This is a genomic window from Bacillus sp. LR_5 (genome assembly GCF_042709275.1).
In genome coordinates, this window is record NZ_JAVAXX010000014.1 from 1 (window position 1) to 20,189 (window position 20,189).

Here is a 20,189-nt window from a genome sequence, read left to right on the forward strand (position 1 = left end):
TATGTTAGGAATCATTATTTCTTGCTTATTCTTGCTTCATACAGAACCACATATTCCGCTGTTTCTATGTGTTATCATGCTTTCAGCTGCCGGTTTATGGTTCGGTTTTTCCTGGAAGTCCTTAGAAAAAGGGATTACAGATGGGATCAAGAACAGCGTACAGCCAATTATCGTTCTGGCGCTGATCGGCATCTTAATCGGCGCTTGGATGTACAGCGGCGCAATACCGTCCGTAACGGTTTATGTCCTTTCCTTTATTGAACCCAGCCACCTTCTTTTGACTGCTTTGTTTTCCTGCATGATCATCAGCACGCTTGTCGGCTCAAGCCTGACAACTGTGAGCACGATTGGGGTCGCGCTGATCGGAGTGGCGAGCGCGGCCGGCGTTCCGCTTGAATGGACGGCAGGCGCGGTCATATGCGGCGCATGCTTTGGTGATAAAATGTCGCCGATGTCGGACACAACCAATTTTGCCGCCGGCATAGGCGAAATACCAATCTTTGAACACATTCGCCATATGATGGGCACTACTATTCCGGCTTTGCTCATCACCGTCGTACTGTTTTACTTTCTCGGTTTATCTGTGTCAGCGGACACTGCTTCAACCGATGATATTCAACATGTCATAACCGGAATCAAGGATGCCGCAAACGTAACGCCGTGGGCGCTTCTTTCACCGCTCTTAGTCGTTTTGCTGGCGGTTAGGCGTGTGCCCGTGATTCCCGTGCTGACTGCCGGAATTATTTCCTCGGGAATTTTGACTGCTATTTTTGTACCTGACAGCAGCCTGCAGGCGTTTATGACAGCTTTGCAAAATGGCACGACGTTCGAAACTGACAATGAGGCCGCCGCTAAAATTATCAACAGAGGCGGACTGCAATCCATGATGGGCTCAGTCTCGCTCATTATGATTGCTTTTGCACTCGGCGGGCTGATGGAGAAAATCGGATTGATTTCCGCGCTATTGGAAGGTGTTATGAAAGGCATCCGCTCAAAAGGCCAGCTGATTGCGGCAACTGTCTGTTCAAGCATCGGCATCAATTTGGCAACCGGAGAACAGTATCTTTCAATATTAATACCGGGACAATCATTTAAAACCTTATACGACAAACAAAACATCCAGCGAAAATTTCTTTCCAGATCCTTAGAGGACGGCGGGACATTAATGAATCCGTTGATCCCTTGGGGAGTATGCGGTGCTTTTATGGCGAGCGCACTTGGTGTTCCCGTCATAGACTATATCCCGTTTACGTTCTTCCTCTATATATCGCCGATGATCTCAATTTTGGTTGGATTTATTAAAAAATAAAAAGAGCTCCGCGTGCAAAGCGGGCTCTTTTTTTATGTTTCATTATGAAATGCTTGCTGAATGCTGAATGCTTTCTTGAAAAGCAGCCTGAAGCTGTTTTGTCACCGGTCCGGGTTCACCGCTTCCGACCGATTCTCCATCTAGCGTCACGACTGGAATGATCTCTGCCGTCGTTGACGAAATAAAGATCTCTTCCGCCTGTCTCAGTTCTTCCTCACTGACAGGCGTCTCTTCAAGCTCGATCCCGTTCTTTTTAATAAGCCCTAAAATATTCATCCGTGTAATTCCATTGAGAATGAGCCGATTAGCTGGATGCGTTCGCACCGTCCCATTGATCACAACATAAACGTTAGAGGATGTACCTTCCGTAACAGTGCCGTCTCTTAGTAAAATCGTTTCAAATGCTCCTGCTTCATAGGCTTTTTGCTTGGTCATAACATTATACAGTAAATTCAGACTCTTAATGTCGCATCTCAGCCAGCGAAGATCCTCATCTGTAATGGCTGCCACTCCGTATGCCTGCTCTTGCTCCGGTTTTTTCACGGTAAATGTGTAAGCAGTAGTCTGCGGCTTAAGTCCAGATTCATACTGGTGTTTTCGCGGCGCCACACCTCTTGTTGTCTGAATGTATACCGCTCCCTCACTAACCGCATTCTCCTGTACAAGCTTTTGCAGGTCCCACTCTAAATCTTCTATACTGAACGGCAGTGACATTCCGATTTCAGCCGCACTTCTGAAAAAACGCTCCGCATGCTCGCGCAAGCCAAACAATACCCCTTTGTACACCCTGATAACCTCATAGATACCGTCACCAAACTGATAACCGCGATCTTCCAAATCGATCGAAGCTTCGCTGCGTTCGATCAGCTGGCCGTTGACTAAAACCTTCATAATAGCCCTCCCTTTTCGAGATTTCCCTGATGTTTTTCTAGCTGTCATTGTCACTTATTCTACCATATTGGACTAGCTGAAAAACAGAAAGATCCAAGAGATCTATAGCGGGAAGGAGTTTATTTTTTCCTTAAAATCTGATATTTCGACAAATTTTCTATGTTCTTTCCAGTTTTATTCCTGTATACTTGACTGGTAATACATAGGTTGTAAACATATGGCATCTTCATAAGCTGCCTGCTGTACAGCAGTATGTAGAGATTTTATGCCAATGGAGAGATTGTTATGCGACAAACAAGAGGAGACGCTTCTCCTTCTGCAGTTTCGCTTGCTTTTAAATTTGCAAGTTTAGCAGTTTTATGTGTGCTGCTTTTGCTTATGGTGATTCTGGGGTATTCCAACAGCTCATCGAAAGCAAAGGAAGTCACTGTCACTACAAACGGCCAGCTTCGCAATGAGAAGGAAAGCCTGAAGCTGAAAAACGACTCCCCCGATCTTCTGATCAAACATCTGCAGACAAAGCAGAACATGGGAGATAAGACGGTTTACTTAACCTTCGATGATGGCCCGTCAGCCTATACAACCCGCTTGCTCGACGTACTGAAAAGCGCTGATGTAAAAGCGACATTTTTTATGCTGTCACCGCGGATGAACGAATTCAAACAAGCGGTGAAAAGGGCAGAAAAGGAAGGCCACGCCCTCGGTTTACACGGCGTCACCCATAATAACAAATTGTTCTATCAAACACCGACATCTCCGTTAAAAGAAATGCAGGAGGCGCGTGACACGCTGCAAGACATTACAGGATATAAAACCGATCTTGTCAGAACGCCATACGGGAGCAAGCCGTCACTGACCGCTTCACAAATCCGCAATCTTGAGAAAGACGGTTTTGTGTACTGGGATTGGACGATTGACAGCATGGACTGGAAATACCGGAATTCAAAATATGTGACGGCAGTATTACAGCAGCTTGAGAATATGGAACACAGCCATTCAAGCAGGCCGTATGTCATTCTCATGCATGATCTTCCCGCTACCGTAAACGCGCTGCCGGCATTAATCAATAAACTAAAAGAAAAAGGCTATTCCTTCGGAGTGTTAGAGGACACCATGGTTCCTGTTCATGAATAAAAAAGTGAGGCGCACGCATATGGCGGCCTCACTTTTTTATGCCCAAACTTTGGGCAAACTCCCCAATTTTTTGATGGATAACCATGTCAAACAAGCTGTCGCAATACGTCGGCTCGAGGTTAATGATGACTTTCTTCAGGCCGGGAATCCGGCTTGCGTCCTCAGGCACAAATCTCGCCGGAGCAACTTCGAGAGACGTGCCGATGACCAATAAAAGATCTGCTTGATCCAGCTTTTCATAAAGGGTGTCAAAGTGCAAGACGGCATCGCCAAAGAGAACAACATCGGTTTTTAATACCGTTCTGCAAATGTCACCATCTTTTCCGGGCGCCGTGCACTCTGGCACCTCCCGCTCCAGCAAATGAGGGAGCTCATAACGGGCGCCGCATGCCGGACAAGCTGCTGTCTGGATAGAGCCATGCAGTTCGTAAACATGTCTGCTCCCGGCTTTTTTATGGAGACCGTCAATGTTTTGCGTAAAAATATCGACCTGCTTCCCTTCTTTCTCCAACTCAGCTAAAAGCAAGTGCCCTTCATTCGGTTCAAAGCTGCCGCTCATTTTCATCTGGAACAATTCTTTGAATTTAGGCCAAAACAGACGCGGATGGTGTATAAAGTAATCAAGGCTCATCGCTTCCATTCTTGAGGCATCCTCCGTCCAAATGCCCCCGGCTGAACGAAAGTCGGGAATCCCTGATTCTGTGCTCATCCCCGCTCCGGTCAGCACGATAATTCGCTGCGCTTCATTTAAAATATTTCTGAATGCTTCCAACTCAACACCGCCTTTTTTCTCTTATTTTACCACGAAAAAAACTCCGCCTCTGTCAGACGAAGTCTTTCCCTTTTAAGCCCGTTCCTTTTCCTCTTTATTCAGATTGACTTGGAACGGATCGTTTTGGTGCTTTTGCTTTACAAAAACCATTTGGCCGGGGTATGCAAACTCAACACCTTCTGCGGCGAGAATTTCAATAATTTTATAGTTGATATCCTCTCTAACATCAAGGTTTTCAGCCCAAACCGTTGTTTTTGTATAGAAGTTGAAAAATAAATTGTAGTAGCTGTCGGCAAACGTATCAAAGTTGACCATGATCGTTTCATTATCAACGCCCTCATGTTCTAAGAGCATGGTTCTGAGAGAACGAATGGAGCGTTCAAGGTTCTCAATCGGCGTTGCATAGGACACATGGATGGAAAACGTGATCTGGCGTTTGGTCATTCTCGTCCAGTTCGTGATCGCTTCCATCGACAGCGTAGAGTTCGGCACCGTTACAAGCGCCCCCTGTGCTGTTCTGAATCTCGTGCTCCTGAAGGTAATATCTTCTACTGATCCGGTTACTGTCGACGTCTCCACCCAGTCACCGATGGTAAACGGCTTTTCAGTAATGATAATGATACCGCCGAAGAAGTTGCTGATGGTATCCTTCGCTGCAAGCGCAAAAGCCAGCCCGCCAAGACCTAGGCCCGCCACAAACCCGTTGACATCATAATTGAATTCCTGAGCGATCACACTGACACTGAGCGCAATGATGACAAAACGGAGCAATTTGGATAAAAACGGCGCCAGAATGTCATCCATGTCCAGCTCGAAGCGCTGATTCACCTTATGGAAAATAAACGACGACGCTGCGGTCAAATTACAAAGCCCCCAGCACAATAACGCAACAATCAGTGAGCGATATATTTTGCTGATGACCGGCATTTGTTCGTCTAAAAACGGTGAATACCGGATCGCTAAAAACAGCCCTAAGGCAACAAAAAACCATCTGGCCGGCTTTTCAAACGCCAGAACCACCTGTTTGAAAATTTCTGTTTTCGGCCGGTTTGTCAAATTAAAAAGCAGGTTAAAGAAATATCTTGTGAACAATTTTCTGAGTATAAGAAACACCAGCAAAATCGCCAAGCTGATGCCGATTTGTATGATTTTATCAAGCGTGAAATATTGCTGCAGATAATCTGGCATGACAGTCTCCCTTCTATTTAAATCGAATGTTTATTATACTAAAAGATTCGTAAAGATGCTCTTCTAAATGTCTTTTTACAGCACAAAACCCCGGCGTTCCGCCGGGGTCATTTCTCAATTCATCTATCAGCCAGATTCAATAGGGACAGTCACTTACTTTTTTTCGTTTGTGTCTGATCAAGGAGAGTTGCTTTTTGCATTTCAGCATCCGTTTCGGCTTTAATTCTTTCCTCCACTCTGATTCTCCCTTTTCCCATGATCTCGCCTCCTTTTTTGCTATTATAAAGTAACAGAATGTTTTGTGAATATGTCGAAAGGCCTAATTTCCTGGCGAAATATGTTCTGATGCGCTGAGTGTCTTTTTTTAGTTATACGCAGCCCTCAGCCCGGACCATTCCGATTATGGCAGAAAAAATTCACCAGTTTGTATCGCCGCGCATATATGGATTTGATACAATAACAGAAATGCCCATACGAGGAGCTGACTTAGCTTGTACACCATTGCCCATCGCGGAGCATCAGGTTACGCTCCGGAAAATACGTTTGCCGCATTTGACCTTGCGGCGAAAAAGAATGCAGATATGATCGAACTGGATGTCCAGCTTACAAAAGACAGGCAGATTGTTGTGATACACGATGACAGGGTTGACCGAACAACAAACGGCTCGGGTTTTGTTAAGGATTTTACATTGGAGGAATTGCAAAAGCTCGATGCAGGAAGCTGGTACGGCCCCGCTTTTCAGGGAGAGCGCATTCCAACCTTGGAAGCGGTACTTAGGCGCTACCATAAAAAAATCGGCCTTTTAATTGAATTAAAAGGCCATCCATCTCAAGTCGGAATTGAAGAAGAAGTGGGACAGCTGTTAGAGCAATTTTCTTTTTCTATCAACAATATTGTCCAATCCTTTCAATTCCGCTCCGTCCAGAGGTTCCGTGAGCTTTATCCATCGATTCCGACAGCAGTCATTACAAGGCCCAATTTTGGCATGCTGTCCAGAAATCAGCTGAAGGCCTGCCAATCTATCGCAAACTATGTCAATATAAAATACACACGACTCAACCGGCTGATGATCGCTTCCGCCCATAAAAATGGCTTAAAAGTATTCGCATGGACTGTCAAGAATCAAAAGATAGCAGCAAAATTACAAGCCATGGGTGTGGACGGCATCGTAACAGACTACCCGGATTTCATCAAAAAGGATGGAAAACATGAAAATATATAGCGCAGTTTTTATCGGAGGCGCGTTTGGCGCCTGCCTCCGATACGGATTAAACATGTGGATACACACCGATCAATTCCCGGCAGCAACCTGGCTGGAAAACGCGGCAGGCAGCCTTCTATTAGGCATTCTGACCGGTTTTTTTATGATCAGGGCAAAACGGCCTCTGCTGTCGGCTTTTTTAGGCACCGGCTTTTGCGGCGGATTTACGACAATGTCTACGTTTTCTAAAGAAACGGTGATGCTATTGCAAGCACAATCCTCACTGGCTGTTTTGTATATGGCAGTCTCACTGATATCGGGAATCGTTCTTGCACTGATTGGCGTTCTGGCGGGACGGCGCATAGCAGGCATTCTGCTAAGAAAGGGGCTGCAGGAAAGATGACACTAGCGGGTATCTTCATAGCGGGCGGTCTTGGCGCGATGCTGCGCTTCTGGGTTGGCAATGTCATAACCGCCAAATCCAAAGGTCTCAGCCTGCCCATCGGCATAGTAACAGTCAATATTCTCGGAGCTCTCGGGCTTGGAATATTCACAGGGCTTCACGTTACAAATGCTTCGGCCTCCCTCATCATCGGCACGGGTTTTTTTGGCGCCTTCACGACCTTTTCCACTTTCAGCGTTGAAAGTGTTCAGCTCCTGCTGGCCAAACGCGTAATGGAAAGCATCCTGTACATCGCCCTGACGATTTGCGGGTCGCTTTTGGCATTTTGGTGCGGCTGGACAATTGCAACGTAAAAAAACCTTGAGCTTATTTCTCGCTCAAGGTTGCACTGTTCAGCATCACAGGTTCGGGCATTGGCAGCGTGTGGTGCGCCGTAATCCCGGTTGTGTTGCCAGCTTCTTCTTTTATATCGATTTGTTTGATTAATCGGCCGTCCATCTTCAGCACCTTTATCGTATATGAACCGATGCGGATGGATTCACCAGCCTCAATATCGATGTTTTCTTTTAATATCAGTCCGCCGATCGTATCGACGTCCTCTTGAATGGATGCGCCAAGAAGGCTGTTCACCTGATCGATCCGAACCTTTCCGTCCATCACATAATGGCGGTCGCCAAGCTTTTGGATCAGCGGCTGTTCATCTTCGTCAAATTCATCTCTGATCTCGCCGACAATTTCCTCAAGAATATCCTCTGTCGTCACAAGTCCCGAGGTTCCTCCGTATTCATCAGACAATATGGCCATATGAATACGTTCGCGCTGCATTTTAATCAGCAAGTCATGAACCGGGATGGTTTCCATCACTTCGATTACGGGCCGCACATACGGATGGATCGTCATCTTCATTCGTTCCTCTTCTGTCATAAACAGCAAATCGGAAAACAAATGCTTCGTATTAACCAAACCGATGACACTGTCTTTGTCCCCATCTGTGACAGGCCAGCGCGTGTATTTTTCCTTCAGCATGACTTCAAGCATCTCGGCCATTGTCATCTCTGTTGACACAGCTGCCATTTCCTTCCGCGGTATCATAATTTCTTTGGCGATCCGATTATCAAATTCGAAAATTTTATTTACATATTTATATTCAGACGGATTAATCTCTCCGTTTTTTAAACTCTCAGACAACAGCATTCTGAGTTCTTCCTCAGAATGGGAACCGTCATGTTCTGACGCAGGCTTTAAACCGAACATGCCGCATAAAAACCGCGCCGATCCATTGAGGATCCAAATAAACGGAAACAGGAGCAAATAGAATAAACGCAATGGACCCGCTATCAGCAAGGTCAGCTGTTCAGCCTTTTGAATCGCGACCGTTTTCGGGGCAAGCTCACCTACAACAACGTGCAGGAATGTAATCAAGCCATATGCGACCGCAAATGAGATCGCATGAGAAACCGATTCCGGCAGGCCGAGCGGTTCAAACAATGGATGCAGCAGCCGTTCAAATGCCGGCTCCCCCAACACGCCAAGCCCGATTGATGTCAATGTAATGCCCAGCTGGGATGCGGATAAATATTCATCCAAATCTGTAATGACACGCTTTGCGAGTATCGCCCGTTTGTTTCCTTCCGTTATAAGCTGATCTATTCTGGATCTCCTTACTCTAACAATCGCAAACTCGCTCGCAACGAAAAACGCGGTTAAAGCAATGAGCACGCCAATTAAAATCAGACTGTCAATATCGTCCATTTAACCTTATCCCCCTCATGGAAAGGATAAGGAGTCACCTCCTGATATAATCATTTTTCCTTAACATTGAGGTACGCGGTGTATTGTAGCCTAAGCAGAGGGCCCCATCATACCACCTCCAAGTCAAAGTTTGATTATAATTTGTATATTTTATTGTAACACAACTCATTCCAAAAATGATTTTTAATTTTTAGACTTTTGTCAGGCACAGCCTGTCAATTCTATTGCCTGTTTGGATTGGAAGAGGAAGGGTTTTGTGAATAAAAAAGAAAACAGCATTTAAAGCCGTTTTCTTTTTCTTTGCTTTCCTAAGCAAAATCCCTATATAAGGATATGAAAATATCCCGTGAGTTTTTAATCTGCTCGGTCGGCACGCTGAAGGATAAACGGAAGTGCCCTTTCATTCCAAAACCGCTGCTCGGCACGATTAATAGTTTGTATTTTTGGGCGGCATGCACGCAAAATGCGACTTCATCCTCAATTGGCGATTTCGGAAAAACAAAGAAGCCACCCTTTGGCATTTCAAATTCAAAACCGGCTTCCTTTAAAATGCCGACCATTAAATCCCTGCGCTCTTTATAAGCGCTTGCGTCTACTCTTAAATCACCCATTCTTGCCACAGCCCGCTGCATCATGACAGGCGCATTCACAAATCCAAGCGTTCGATTACAGTACACAAAAGCGTTGATCAAAAGGCCGGCATCCGGCATCTTGCTGTCTAAACCGATATACCCGAGCCGCTCCCCGGCTATACCAAGATCCTTACTGAATGAGCTCGCCAAGATCACACGATGATACGATTGAAACGGATTTGCCAGCTCTTCATCATAGATTAATTGACTGTACGGTTCATCAAACAGCACATAAATCGTCTGGCCGCTCTTCTCTTCTGTTTCTTTTAATAAATCGCCTAAATCATCTATATTTTTCTGGCTGAGTACGGTACCTGTCGGGTTATGAGGTGTATTGAGAATCAGCCCTTTCGTCTTTGGAGTGATCGATTGCCTTACCGCTTCTATATCGATCTCGAACCGGGACGTCAACGGGCAGCTGACAGCCTTTCCTCCGTAGTTCTCAATATACAATTTATACTCGGCAAAATAAGGTGTGAGAATAATGACCTCTTCTCCCGGGTTTACGATACTTTTTAACGCGACATTTAATGCGCCGCCCGCGCCCACCGTCATGACGACGCGTTCCGCCGAGAACTCTGCTTCAAAACGGGAAGCCAGAAATTGCGCGACTTTTTCTCTCGCTGCCGGAAGCCCTTGGTTTTGTATGTATCCGTGATGGCCTTTTTCAGCTTCCTCTATTAACGCTCTTTTAAAAGCTTCAGGCGGTTCAACAATCGGGTTGCCGAGTGAAAAATCAAATACCTGGTCATCCCCGAACTCTTTCTTCAGCCTTGCGCCTTCATCAAACAGCTTGCGAATCCATGAGCCTTTATTTAAGTTTTCTTCAATTTCCCGGGATAACCCAGCCAATATCATCTGTCCCTTCCTCATATAAAAGTTTGAAAATTCTATCTTTCTATGTTACTTCAATCAGATGATGAATTCCACAACTTCCAGTTCCCGTCTGGAAAAAAACAATAAACTTGTGCAAGACACCATTCATATATTAAACTATTCTCATAACTATAACGTGATGGTTGGGAGGGATATAGATGGGGCTGAGACTTATCGCATCAGTGAACTAGCGGCACTTGCCGGAGTAACGAAACGAACAGTTGATTATTATACGAATATCGGTCTGCTTACGCCGGCCAGATCCTGTTCAAATTACCGTTACTACGACGAAAATGCACTCAAACGGCTTATATTTATTGTAGATTGTAAGAAGCAGCGATTGGCCCTGTCCGATATTAAAGATCGACTGGAGAACCAGTTTCCCTCTTCAGCTAAACTTGATGATGAAATTGGAAATCTGGCATTAGAAATTGATCATATGAATCAAAACATCTCCGGAATCTTGCATCGGTTTGAACGGCTGAAGCCCGAGGATCGTGACAAGCTGAAAAGCAAGCTCCCGCCCGAAAAGCTCGCCGTGTTCCAATCATTTATGCTGCTGTTAAGTTAAAACCATTCTATCTAACAGGAGGTGTTACCTTCATTCTCATTGCTAGAATGAAGGTTCTAATTGGACATAGTGAATTTGATTTTAGTTGCTGTTTTAATCGCCCTGACGGCATTTTTCGTGGCATCTGAGTTTGCCATTATCAGAATCAGAGGCTCACGGATCGATCAGCTGATCGCGGAAGGAAATAAAGCAGCAATAGCCGCAAAAAAAGTGACCACGCATCTTGATGAATATTTATCTGCGTGTCAGCTCGGAATTACATTGACTTCCATCGGATTAGGGGTTTTAGGTGAATCAACGATTGAAAGGATGCTTCACCCGCTTTTCGTACAATTGAACGTTCCAGGTTCCCTTTCACATGTCATATCGTTTATTTTTGCGTATGCCATTATCACGTTCCTGCACGTTGTTGTCGGAGAACTTGCACCTAAGACAGTCGCTATCCAAAAGGCGGAAGCAGTGTCTATGCTGTTTGCGAAACCGTTGATTTGGTTTTACCGCATTATGTTCCCGTTCATTTGGCTTTTGAACAATTCCGCACGGTTATTGACAAAAGCATTTGGCCTGGAGACCGTTTCAGAAAACGAACTCGCTCACTCTGAAGAAGAGCTGCGAATCATTCTGTCTGAAAGCTATAAAAGCGGTGAAATTAACCAGTCAGAGTTTAAATATGTGAATAAAATCTTTGAATTTGATGACAGGCTCGCGAAAGAAATTATGATTCCGCGGACCGAAATTGTCAGCCTTCCGCATGATATCAAGATTTCTGAAATGATGGACATCATTCAGATTGAAAAATATACCCGCTACCCTGTAGAAGAGGGCGATAAGGATAACATTATCGGGGTTATTAATATTAAAGAAGTGCTGACCGCCTGCATCAGCGGCGAGGTATCTGTTGATTCCACCATTTCTCAATTCGTCAACCCGATCATTCATGTCATTGAATCTGCGCCGATCCAAGATCTGCTTGTCAAAATGCAAAAAGAAAGGGTCCACATGGCCATCCTGTCTGATGAATACGGCGGGACTGCCGGGCTCGTGACGGTTGAAGACATTATCGAAGAAATCGTCGGCGAAATCCGCGATGAATTTGATATTGATGAAATCAACGAAATCCGCAAAATCGGCGAAGGCCATTATATTCTTGACGGAAAAGTGTTGATCGATCAAGTAAACGACCTGCTCGGCATCCATTTAGAGAACGAAGAAGTCGATACAATCGGCGGCTGGTTCCTTACCCAAAAATACGATGTTGAAAAAGGCGATTCTATCATCGAAGAAGGCTGCGAATTTATCATCAACGAAATTGACGGTCACCACGTCGCTTATATTGAAGTTAAAAAGCTTGCGGCTGAAGAGCTGGTCGAAGCTGGAGAACCGAAAGAAGCATAATGTGAAAAGACACCTTTTATTGAGGTGTCTTTTTTATTATGTTTTGTTTTAGCCTCCCCATTCTGCTCCTATGAAAACTGTTGCTAATAAAACGCTAATCCTCGGGAAGTCTAATCAGGGGGTTCGATCTCATTTAAAACAAGAAAAAGGAGTGAAAACATGAAAGTAGTGGTAACTGGGGCAGCAGGCAAAATAGGACGGTGGGCCGTAAGAACAATATTGGAGGCCGGCCACGATGTGACAGCGTCAGATCGATTATTAAGAGAAGAATCAGCATCGAAAAAATTTATTCAAGCAGATTTGCGGGATTATGGCCAGGTATGCCAGCTTATTATGGGCTGTGATGCTGTGGTCCACCTCGGGAATATCCCGACCGATGTCAGGAATACATCCCAGGCGATATTTGAAAATAATATGCTCGTTAATTTTAATGTCTTGGAAGCCTGTAAAGATTTTAAAATCCCTAAGCTGGTATGGGCCTCAAGTGAAACGGTGCTGGGATATCCGTTTGTCCCGAAAGAGCTCAGCTACCTTCCTGTAGACGAGGAGCACCCGACGATCGTAAAATCATCGTATGCCATGGCAAAACGGCTGACTGAAATTCTCTCAGATATGTATTCAAAGCTTACCAAAACACAAATTGTCACTCTCCGTTTTGCGAATATATATGAGCCTGATGAGTACGAAAAAATCCCTGGCATGCACTGGAACGAGCAGCAAAAAGAGATACAAAAGAAAAATGCATGGGCGTATTGCGATGTAAGAGATGCAGCACACGCTTGCCTCCTTGCAGTCGAAAAAAATAATCTCGGGAACGATGTCTTCCATATTACTGCGCCGGACACCATCATGAAAGAACCGAGTGAAGACTTAGTTAAGCGGTTTTTCCCGGATGTCTCTTTAAAAAGAGATATAAAAGGATATGAAACGCTGATGGCAATCGATAAAGCGAAAAAGATCCTTGGTTATGAACCGCGTTATACATGGCGTTCTGTATTAAACAATGACGGCTCACTCAAAGCACTGCCAGAGGATCAGCTTTCATTATCCAAAATATAAAAACAAAAAGCAGCAGATGTTCAATGAACGTCTGCTGCTTTTTTTATATCATAATCTTCTAAATTGATGTCTACATCCATTTTGAGAGCCAGCTTTGCCAGCTGCAGCCCCATATAGGGCCCCATTGTCAAACCTGACGATCCAAGGCCATTTGCTGCTATGATCCCATCCCAGCCGGGAAGGGGTCCGATCACCGGCACATCACCTGGTGTAAAGGGGCGTAAACCGACTCTTGCTTCTTGAAAGGTGCTATTTGCTAAACCAGGAGCCATTTCTAAACCTTTGTTCAACAATTCCTGCAGCCCGCCGGCCGTTATCCGTACATCATGTCCTTCTATGTCATCTTCACGAGTTGCTCCGATGGCTATTCTCTTGTCAGCATAAGCTAACAGATATTCCTTAGAAGGCGGCATCACAGCCGGCCAGCTGTCCATATCATTTGCGGCCGGAACCTGCACATATACGATTTGCGCTTTTTGCACGCTTACTTTGAAGCGAATGCCCAAAGGTTCCAGCAATTGCTCTGCCCATACACCTGCACAAACAATCACCTCATCAGCAGCATAACGTTCATCACTCACGGTTACTCCTGTCACTCGTTTCGCATGATATTTAAGCTTGGCATCGCCTGTTAAAAAAACGGCGCCCATTCTTTGAGCTGAACGCACTAATGCATCTCTCAGTACTTCGCCATCCACTCGGGCAGCTCCGCTTATATGAATGGAATGGTATCGTTTAGCCAGCAGCGGAAACATGCCAGCGGTTTTCATTTCAGATAGAAAGGAAATCTCTCCGATTTCCGGGGCATCTTGTTTGCGTTCCTGCACCCGTTTTTCAATTTTCTCTACCTTTTCTTTCTCGTGATGGATACTAAGAGCACCAACAGGAGCATAACCCGTTTCTTTCTCGCCTTCTTTTCTAAGCTCCTCTATGAAGCTGGGGTAAAAGTGTGCTCCTGCCTTTGCCATTCTGTACCACGCCTGATTTTGCCTGGGTGACAGCCACGGACAAATAATACCTTTCGCCGCATGGGTGGCCTGTCCCTTATCTTTCCGATCTATAACAAGAACCTCAGCCCCCATTTTGGCTAACTGATATGCAGTTGACGCTCCCAGAATTCCAGCTCCGACTACGATGATTTTTTTCATTTTCCGTAACCTTTCCCAATAGTCAATTCCTCAATTAGTATAGCTAATTGCCGAGGAACTTATAAACAATCGGGAAATTAGTGAGTAGAAGTACTGATGGTTTATAACTGCTCAAGCTTCTTTTCAAGTTCTTTAATACTGTTATTCAAAGCCTCTGTCATAGCTGCAAGTCTTTCCTTTGACGGCAGGTGGGCAAAATCAGCCTGCTGAAGAGGCTCACCGATAATAAGCTTCATTTTTCCTTTTTTGAACAATTCCTTTCCGCTTGAGGGCCCTTTATAAGCAGCGGGAACGAGCGGCGCTTTCCCCATTTGCGCAATCGTCACCGCACCTCTTTTCAAAGGCACGTCCTCAGAGGTTCTTGTTCCGCTTGGGAAGATACCGACGATCTCTCCTTCTTTCAGCAACTTAATCGGTGTTTTAATACTGCTTGGCCCGGGATTTTCCCGATCTACCGGAAAGGCATGAATTTTCTGCAGAAACGAACCGATCCATTTATTTTGAAAAAGCTCTTTTTTCGCCATGTAGTGTATTTGATAAGGAAGAATCCCGACTCCGAGTGTGATCACATCAACCCAGCCGGAGTGTGTACACGCGATGACAAAACCTGAATCGGCCGGAAGGTTTTCTTTGTTATACACCTTCACTCCTCCGCGAAGAGAAAGAATAACTTTTAAAGCATTTGCACAAAACTTATACATATCGCACTTCCTTTGTCGTAATCAATGATTCTTACTGTTACTTATTATAACAACATTTTTTATTACCTGGTACTAATTTTTATGATTTCTCCGGTTAAAACGCTAAAAAGCTGAGGATTCACCCTCAGCTTTTGTTATATTTCCTCCCTGGTCGGCGGTGCCATAAACTCCGGCCCGACCGGGTCTGATATCGTATTTTCTAATATGGCATTGATGTTGTTATAATCTTCACTGCTCAGCGTCCAATCTGTAATCTCTGATACCGCCTCAACCTGCTCAGGCTTTCTTGCTCCCCAAAGAGCAATATCCGCTCCCGGCTGATCTAAGATCCATCTGACGGCCAAGTGAATCACTGATTTTCCATAACGTGTCTTCGCCAGCTCATCCAATTGTTTGACAGCGGAAAGATACTCTTTAAAGCGGGGCTTCTGGAATTTCGGATCGTGATTTCGCAGATCGTCGCCCTCAAATGGATACTCTTCGGTCATTTTTCCTGTTAACAGCCCTCTGCATAAACTGCCGTATAATAACGTTGTGATCTGTTTGTCTTTCGCATACGGAAGAACATTCTCTTCGATTTCTCTTTCAAACAGATTATATGGAGGCTGTACCGTATGAAGCGGTGCAGCGGCGCGAAATGTATCCATTTGCTCAACTGAAAAATTACTGACGCCAATCGCCCGGATTTTCCCCGCATCATATAATTCCTTCATTACTTCTGCCGTTTCTTCAATTGGCACAAGCGGATCAGGCCAATGCACCTGATAAAGATCAATATAATCCGTTTGAAGCCGCTTCAAAGAAGCCTCGACTTCCTCTATGATTCTCGCTCTGTTCGCGTGACGGAACAGCTGGTTGTTCTTCCAGTCCAGAGCCGTTTTCGTTGCGAGAATCACCTGATCTCTTTTGCCGTGCTCCTTGATCGCCTTGCCGACGATTTCCTCGGACTGCCCGAAGCCATAAGCCGGCGCGGTGTCAATCAGTGTAATCCCCTGATCAAGAGCGGCGCGGATTGTTTTGATGGATGTTTTTTCGTCAGTGCCTCCCCACATCGTTCCGCCAATCGCCCATGTACCGAGGCCGATTCTGGAGGCTTTGATTCCTGTATCTGCAATACTGGTATATTCCATTATGCCACTCCTTCACTTTTTCACTATCTTTTCCCCTCTGGCAAAAATGTTAAACATTTCTCGGTACTATCTTTCGCGGCCATTTTTGGTTACTATATAGGAATGGTGTTTGATTAGGTATAAAAAAGCCGTTTGCACGTAATGTGCAACTTTAAACCTTTCTTATGCGTGTATAAGATAGAGGGGAGAAAAGGCAGTGACGATCGATGAAATTTACCAAATGTACATGAATGATGTTTATAGGTTCCTGCTCTCCATGACTAAAGACAAGCATCTTGCCGAAGACTTGCTGCAGGAAACCTTTATGCGGGCATACATACACATTCACTCCTATGATCACAGCAAAGTAAAGCCCTGGCTTTTTCAAGTGGCGCGAAACGCCTTCATTGATTACGTCAGAAAGCATAAGAAAGAAGTAACCATATCTGATGACTTGATCGGGAGCCTCTTTCAAAATGCTGTTCAGAGCCCTGCCCATCAGGTAGAGATAAAGGAAGTGCTGACTGGTTATATGTCCGAGCTCCCCGATAATTATCGGGAGGCCTTAACGCTATATTATTTAAAAGAGTTAAATTACAAAGAAGCATCCCATATTATGAATATTTCAGAGGCGAATTTTAAAAGTGTTTTATTTCGCGCCAGACAGCGGCTGAAAGCACTTTATAATAGAGGTGTTAATGATGAATGAAGAATTTAAAAAGCGTTTTGATCAATATAAAAATGGGGAAATGAGCGACCAGGAAATGACCGCATTTGAGGAAGAACTTGAGAAGCTAGAAGTGTATCAGGAACTGATTGACAGCGAGCTAGAGGACGATAACGATTGGGATGTCAGCATCAGTCCTGAAAAACAAAAAGCGATTTTAGCCTACGGCAAACGCAAGTCTTATTTGCGAATTTCTGTACTTGCCGTCATTTCGACATTGATGATTTTGCCGCTTTGTACGCTGGGAAGCTACCTCTATTACGGAATGGGAGGAAAACACAGCACTGGCAATGAGTTTATGGAAACCGCCGCAGTCACTGTAGCCCTGACCATGCCGAATGTTCTTGTCGATACATCCGGACTGAAAAGCCAGGTAAAGCTGTTTGGCATGAATACGGAATTCCCGCTGCAAAAGCAAATCGGCACGAAGACAGCTGCCGTAGGGAATGAACGGGTTGAAATGTTTTATGATAAAGTGAAAGCGCCGGCCGTTAACTACTATGACTTAGAAGTGAATAAAACCGGCCATTACTTTACACACCCATCAAATGCATCAGAACAAACAACTGCAAAAGCAGAAAAAACGTTAAAGACATTACCTGAAGGAACGGTTTCCGAGGTCTATCTTTCATATGACCGTGCATACCCGACAAAAGAAGTGTATAACAAGTTCAAAGGCTATGATGTGAGCTTCTTGTGGAATGCAATTGAAACAGAGAAAAATACAAATGAGACAGTGTACACAGAACCTCTTGGCTATCCTGGGAAGGATTCAAAGTTCTTGGCCGCACTTAATACAAAAGGCAAGTCAAATGGCGATCAGTTTATCAACGCCCTGAAATTCATGTCCAAGCACGAAAAATGGGCGCAGGTCATTTCAAAACGAAAAGACCTGAATGTGGATAACCGATTGGATTATGTCGAGAAAAACGGTGTCAATGTATACGGTTCGGTCGTTACAGGACCAACCAAGGAAATCCAGCGCATGCTGAAAAACAAATCTGTAAAATCAGCGAATGTCGGCGAGGTGGAATTATGGAACTGGTAAGAATTTTTAAAGAACACAATGTATTCGGCTGGATCTCTGTCGGGACAGCGGTTCTGTCCCTGCTCTTACTGAATTTGGCGATTATCAGCAACGTCACATTTTATTCCTATCAAATGCTTCCGTTCGCCATGGCTGCCGTTCCGTTTGGCGTTATTGAACTCTTCATCAAGAGAGGACGCACAGGCCCCGGCCTGCTCGGCGTCATCTTGAATCTCTTTGTGATCATTTGTGTGTATACCATTGTATCTGTAGATACCAATTTACAGTTTGGCTTTTAAAAGAAAAAGATGCCTCTTCAGGCGTCTTTTTTTAATTACACCTGCTTTCGAAACAGGTAGCTTTCTATAGTAAAACCCATTTTGTCTGTATAAAACCGGTGTGCGTCTTTACGCTGAAGGCCAGATGAAAGACTGACAAAGCCAAATCCGGCTTTTCTCGCCCAGTCTGCGGCATAATCTAAAAGCATTTTGCCGTATCCCTTTGATCGGCAAGGCGCGGTTGTCACAAGATCCGCAATCCATAAGTGCTCCCCTTTATGAATGGAAACTCTCGGCAGCGCGCCGCACAGCGCCCTGATTGCTGTATCCTCATATAAGGCAAACAGCATATACGATTCTTTCTGCACACAGGCTTCAAGCCTTTGTAAATATGTCTCTTCATCCAGTTCTGTTCTCAATTCACTCATTACCGGATACGACTCGGCCCATTCTTCTTTCGTGGTTAGTTGTTTCATATGAATCATCTTCTCAATCCCCTTTCCTTTCGTTACAATGATCATAGCGAATAAATGGCATTTGCCAAATAGCCAATATTAGAAAAGTTGACCATGCCAGATACAAAGGAGATATGAGATGGATATCACGCCGTTTCTTGATAAAAAAAGCAAAACACCGCTGTATGAGCAGCTTTATACCTTTTTCAAACAAGAAATTTCACATGCGCGAATCACGAAGGGAACAAAGCTTCCGTCAAAACGCAGGCTCTCCGGCTCGCTCGGTGTCAGTACGGCAACAATCGAACGTGCTTACGAGCAATTAACTGCTGAAGGCTATGTCAAAAGCAAGCCAAAAATCGGCTGGTTCGCGGCGGGAGTAGAAGCAGACTTCCCGGCGGCTCCTGACCATTTTCAGCAGTCTATGCGACAGGTCATACATGAAAATAAAGCACCTGCTATTGACTTTCATCAAGGCAATGTTGATCATGTCCACTTCCCCTTTAACGCCTGGAGAAAAAGTACGGCAAAAAGTCTGGATCGCTATTCCGGATCGTTCCACACCTCTGGCGACCCACAAGGAGAACCTGAACTCAGGCACATGATTGCCCGTTTCGTCAGAATGTCACGAGGTGTAAATTGTGAGCCCGAACAGATCATTATTGGCGCAGGAACAACCGTGCTTCTGCAAATTCTTTGCCTTACGATTGAACCAGGAACAAAAATCGGTTTTGAAGAACCGGGTTTTCACCGGTCAAGAAGGATGTTTGAAGCAAATCGCATGAATGTCATTCCGATTTGTTCTGATGAAGAAGGCGTCCTGTTGGGTGAGCTTAAACGCCACAATCCGTATCTCATGTATACGACTCCTTCGCATCAGTTCCCGCTTGGGACCATTATGACGATAACCCGCAGACAGGAGCTGCTGGCATGGGCAAAAGAAGCAAACTCGTTCATTATAGAGGATGATTACGATGGAGAATTTCGTTACAGCGGCCAGCCTATTCCGTCTTTGCAGGGTCTTGATCCGAATGGCAGAGTCATATATCTCGGCACTTTTTCAAAATCACTTTTGCCCTCCTTGCGGCTCAGCTACATGATTCTGCCCCCTGCACTCATGGAACCGGTCAGAAACAACGCTCTATTAATGAAGCAAACGGTCTCTTTCCACTCGCAAATGGCACTGGCAGACTTCATCGAAAGCGGAGAGTGGCAAAAGCACGTAAATAGAATGAGAGCCTTATACCGAAAAAAACATGCTGTTCTGTTAGATGCCATACGCTCTGAACTGGGAAACAGCGTTGAGATTCTCGGTAAAAACTCCGGGCTTCACATCCTGCTGCGGCTTTTGTTTCCAGTCAGTGAAGAAGAAGCGATTAAAGCTGCCGCCGACAACGGCGTAACCATCTATCCCGTATCCCCCTCATATAAAGGACAGCCGCCATTTGTTTCTGTCTTAATCGGTTATGGCGGTTTGTCAGAAGGGGACATCAGGCTCGGTATCGAAAAACTGAAAACGGCATGGGCACCGTTGATATCGTCTTATTAAATAAAAAACAA

General features: G+C 44.9%; 22 protein-coding genes. 12 read left to right on the plus strand and 10 right to left on the minus strand.

Annotation, left to right across the window (positions count from 1 at the left end):
• Position 1: 1 nt before the first annotated feature.
• Complete coding sequence (gene nhaC / locus RAC86_RS05100) at positions 2–1,309, plus strand: Na+/H+ antiporter NhaC (protein WP_377885424.1); 1,308 nt, start codon at positions 2–4, stop codon at positions 1,307–1,309.
• A 42-nt stretch (positions 1,310–1,351) separates the two neighbouring features.
• Here nhaC and dat read toward each other — a convergent pair whose 3' ends face one another.
• Positions 1,352–2,200 (minus strand): D-amino-acid transaminase, encoded by an 849-nt coding sequence (gene dat / locus RAC86_RS05105; RefSeq protein WP_072566011.1) that lies wholly within the window; start codon positions 2,198–2,200, stop codon positions 1,352–1,354.
• Positions 2,201–2,485: 285 nt separating this feature from the next.
• Between dat and RAC86_RS05110 the strand changes: the two genes are divergently transcribed.
• Positions 2,486–3,334 carry a polysaccharide deacetylase family protein gene (locus tag RAC86_RS05110; RefSeq protein ID WP_014113205.1) on the plus strand — a complete coding sequence of 283 codons (849 nt, stop codon included), beginning with the start codon at positions 2,486–2,488 and terminating at the stop codon, positions 3,332–3,334.
• A 28-nt stretch (positions 3,335–3,362) separates the two neighbouring features.
• On the opposite strand, the gene RAC86_RS05115 is transcribed toward RAC86_RS05110, so the two are convergent.
• The 3 genes from RAC86_RS05115 to RAC86_RS05125 all read right to left on the minus strand — a co-directional run bounded on the left by RAC86_RS05115 (position 3,363) and on the right by RAC86_RS05125 (position 5,551).
• Entirely contained in the window at positions 3,363–4,106 is a 744-nt protein-coding gene (locus RAC86_RS05115) for an NAD-dependent protein deacylase (RefSeq protein ID WP_072566010.1), read from the minus strand.
• A 72-nt stretch (positions 4,107–4,178) separates the two neighbouring features.
• On the minus strand, positions 4,179–5,294 hold the full coding sequence (mscY, locus tag RAC86_RS05120) for a small-conductance mechanosensitive channel protein MscY (protein WP_014113203.1): 1,116 nt from the start codon (positions 5,292–5,294) through the stop codon (positions 4,179–4,181).
• A gap of 149 nt (positions 5,295–5,443) precedes the next feature.
• Positions 5,444–5,551: a YhdX family protein gene (locus tag RAC86_RS05125; protein WP_003224203.1), complete on the minus strand. Its 108-nt coding sequence runs from the start codon at positions 5,549–5,551 to the stop codon at positions 5,444–5,446.
• 234 nt (positions 5,552–5,785) lie between these two features.
• Between RAC86_RS05125 and RAC86_RS05130 the strand changes: the two genes are divergently transcribed.
• From RAC86_RS05130 to crcB, 3 genes are read left to right on the plus strand one after another with little or no spacing between them, the layout of a single operon-like run.
• Positions 5,786–6,517, plus strand: coding sequence for a glycerophosphodiester phosphodiesterase (locus RAC86_RS05130; RefSeq protein ID WP_072566009.1), 732 nt, complete (start codon positions 5,786–5,788; stop codon positions 6,515–6,517).
• Positions 6,504–6,899, plus strand: a complete 396-nt coding sequence (locus tag RAC86_RS05135) for a fluoride efflux transporter FluC (protein WP_072566008.1) — start codon at positions 6,504–6,506, stop codon at positions 6,897–6,899. Before RAC86_RS05130 ends, RAC86_RS05135 begins: the two co-directional genes overlap by 14 nt.
• Positions 6,896–7,252, plus strand: coding sequence for a fluoride efflux transporter CrcB (crcB, locus tag RAC86_RS05140; RefSeq protein ID WP_061188269.1), 357 nt, complete (start codon positions 6,896–6,898; stop codon positions 7,250–7,252). The genes RAC86_RS05135 and crcB overlap by 4 nt, the downstream gene beginning before the upstream one ends.
• A 13-nt stretch (positions 7,253–7,265) precedes the next feature.
• Here the strand turns inward: crcB and RAC86_RS05145 are convergent, their stop codons facing one another.
• Both RAC86_RS05145 and RAC86_RS05150 read right to left on the minus strand, forming a co-directional pair.
• A complete protein-coding gene (locus RAC86_RS05145) occupies positions 7,266–8,651 on the minus strand; it encodes a hemolysin family protein (protein WP_014113198.1) in 1,386 nt (461 codons plus the stop codon).
• 308 nt (positions 8,652–8,959) lie between these two features.
• Entirely contained in the window at positions 8,960–10,141 is a 1,182-nt protein-coding gene (locus RAC86_RS05150; RefSeq protein ID WP_072566007.1) for a pyridoxal phosphate-dependent aminotransferase, read from the minus strand.
• 157 nt (positions 10,142–10,298) lie between these two features.
• Between RAC86_RS05150 and cueR the strand changes: the two genes are divergently transcribed.
• The 3 genes from cueR to RAC86_RS05165 all read left to right on the plus strand — a co-directional run bounded on the left by cueR (position 10,299) and on the right by RAC86_RS05165 (position 13,184).
• The gene (gene cueR, locus RAC86_RS05155) at positions 10,299–10,730 is read left to right on the plus strand and encodes a Cu(I)-responsive transcriptional regulator (RefSeq protein ID WP_032727347.1); all 432 of its coding nucleotides are present in this window, start codon (positions 10,299–10,301) and stop codon (positions 10,728–10,730) included.
• Positions 10,731–10,790: 60 nt separating this feature from the next.
• Positions 10,791–12,125, plus strand: a complete 1,335-nt coding sequence (locus RAC86_RS05160) for a hemolysin family protein (protein WP_041520908.1) — start codon at positions 10,791–10,793, stop codon at positions 12,123–12,125.
• A gap of 159 nt (positions 12,126–12,284) precedes the next feature.
• Positions 12,285–13,184, plus strand: coding sequence for an NAD-dependent epimerase/dehydratase family protein (locus RAC86_RS05165; protein ID WP_003224186.1), 900 nt, complete (start codon positions 12,285–12,287; stop codon positions 13,182–13,184).
• Between the two features lie 20 nt (positions 13,185–13,204).
• Here RAC86_RS05165 and RAC86_RS05170 read toward each other — a convergent pair whose 3' ends face one another.
• The 3 genes from RAC86_RS05170 to RAC86_RS05180 all read right to left on the minus strand — a co-directional run bounded on the left by RAC86_RS05170 (position 13,205) and on the right by RAC86_RS05180 (position 16,163).
• On the minus strand, positions 13,205–14,332 hold the full coding sequence (locus tag RAC86_RS05170) for an NAD(P)/FAD-dependent oxidoreductase (protein ID WP_072566006.1): 1,128 nt from the start codon (positions 14,330–14,332) through the stop codon (positions 13,205–13,207).
• Positions 14,333–14,433: 101 nt separating this feature from the next.
• Positions 14,434–15,033 carry a 1-acylglycerol-3-phosphate O-acyltransferase gene (locus tag RAC86_RS05175; RefSeq protein ID WP_003224182.1) on the minus strand — a complete coding sequence of 200 codons (600 nt, stop codon included), beginning with the start codon at positions 15,031–15,033 and terminating at the stop codon, positions 14,434–14,436.
• A 134-nt stretch (positions 15,034–15,167) separates the two neighbouring features.
• Positions 15,168–16,163 carry an aldo/keto reductase gene (locus RAC86_RS05180; RefSeq protein WP_014113192.1) on the minus strand — a complete coding sequence of 332 codons (996 nt, stop codon included), beginning with the start codon at positions 16,161–16,163 and terminating at the stop codon, positions 15,168–15,170.
• 196 nt (positions 16,164–16,359) lie between these two features.
• Between RAC86_RS05180 and sigM the strand changes: the two genes are divergently transcribed.
• From sigM to RAC86_RS05195, 3 genes are read left to right on the plus strand one after another with little or no spacing between them, the layout of a single operon-like run.
• Positions 16,360–16,851 carry an RNA polymerase sigma factor SigM gene (sigM, locus tag RAC86_RS05185; RefSeq protein WP_003224177.1) on the plus strand — a complete coding sequence of 164 codons (492 nt, stop codon included), beginning with the start codon at positions 16,360–16,362 and terminating at the stop codon, positions 16,849–16,851.
• Positions 16,841–17,917 carry an anti-sigma factor gene (locus tag RAC86_RS05190; protein ID WP_072183560.1) on the plus strand — a complete coding sequence of 359 codons (1,077 nt, stop codon included), beginning with the start codon at positions 16,841–16,843 and terminating at the stop codon, positions 17,915–17,917. The genes sigM and RAC86_RS05190 overlap by 11 nt, the downstream gene beginning before the upstream one ends.
• Entirely contained in the window at positions 17,905–18,195 is a 291-nt protein-coding gene (locus tag RAC86_RS05195; RefSeq protein WP_003224169.1) for an anti-sigma-M factor, read from the plus strand. Before RAC86_RS05190 ends, RAC86_RS05195 begins: the two co-directional genes overlap by 13 nt.
• A gap of 35 nt (positions 18,196–18,230) precedes the next feature.
• On the opposite strand, the gene RAC86_RS05200 is transcribed toward RAC86_RS05195, so the two are convergent.
• The gene (locus RAC86_RS05200) at positions 18,231–18,659 is read right to left on the minus strand and encodes a GNAT family N-acetyltransferase (protein ID WP_061188265.1); all 429 of its coding nucleotides are present in this window, start codon (positions 18,657–18,659) and stop codon (positions 18,231–18,233) included.
• Positions 18,660–18,768: 109 nt separating this feature from the next.
• Here RAC86_RS05200 and pdxR point away from each other — a divergent pair, with 109 nt between their 5' ends.
• Positions 18,769–20,178, plus strand: coding sequence for a MocR-like pyridoxine biosynthesis transcription factor PdxR (gene pdxR, locus RAC86_RS05205; RefSeq protein WP_072566005.1), 1,410 nt, complete (start codon positions 18,769–18,771; stop codon positions 20,176–20,178).
• Positions 20,179–20,189: the final 11 nt, after the last annotated feature.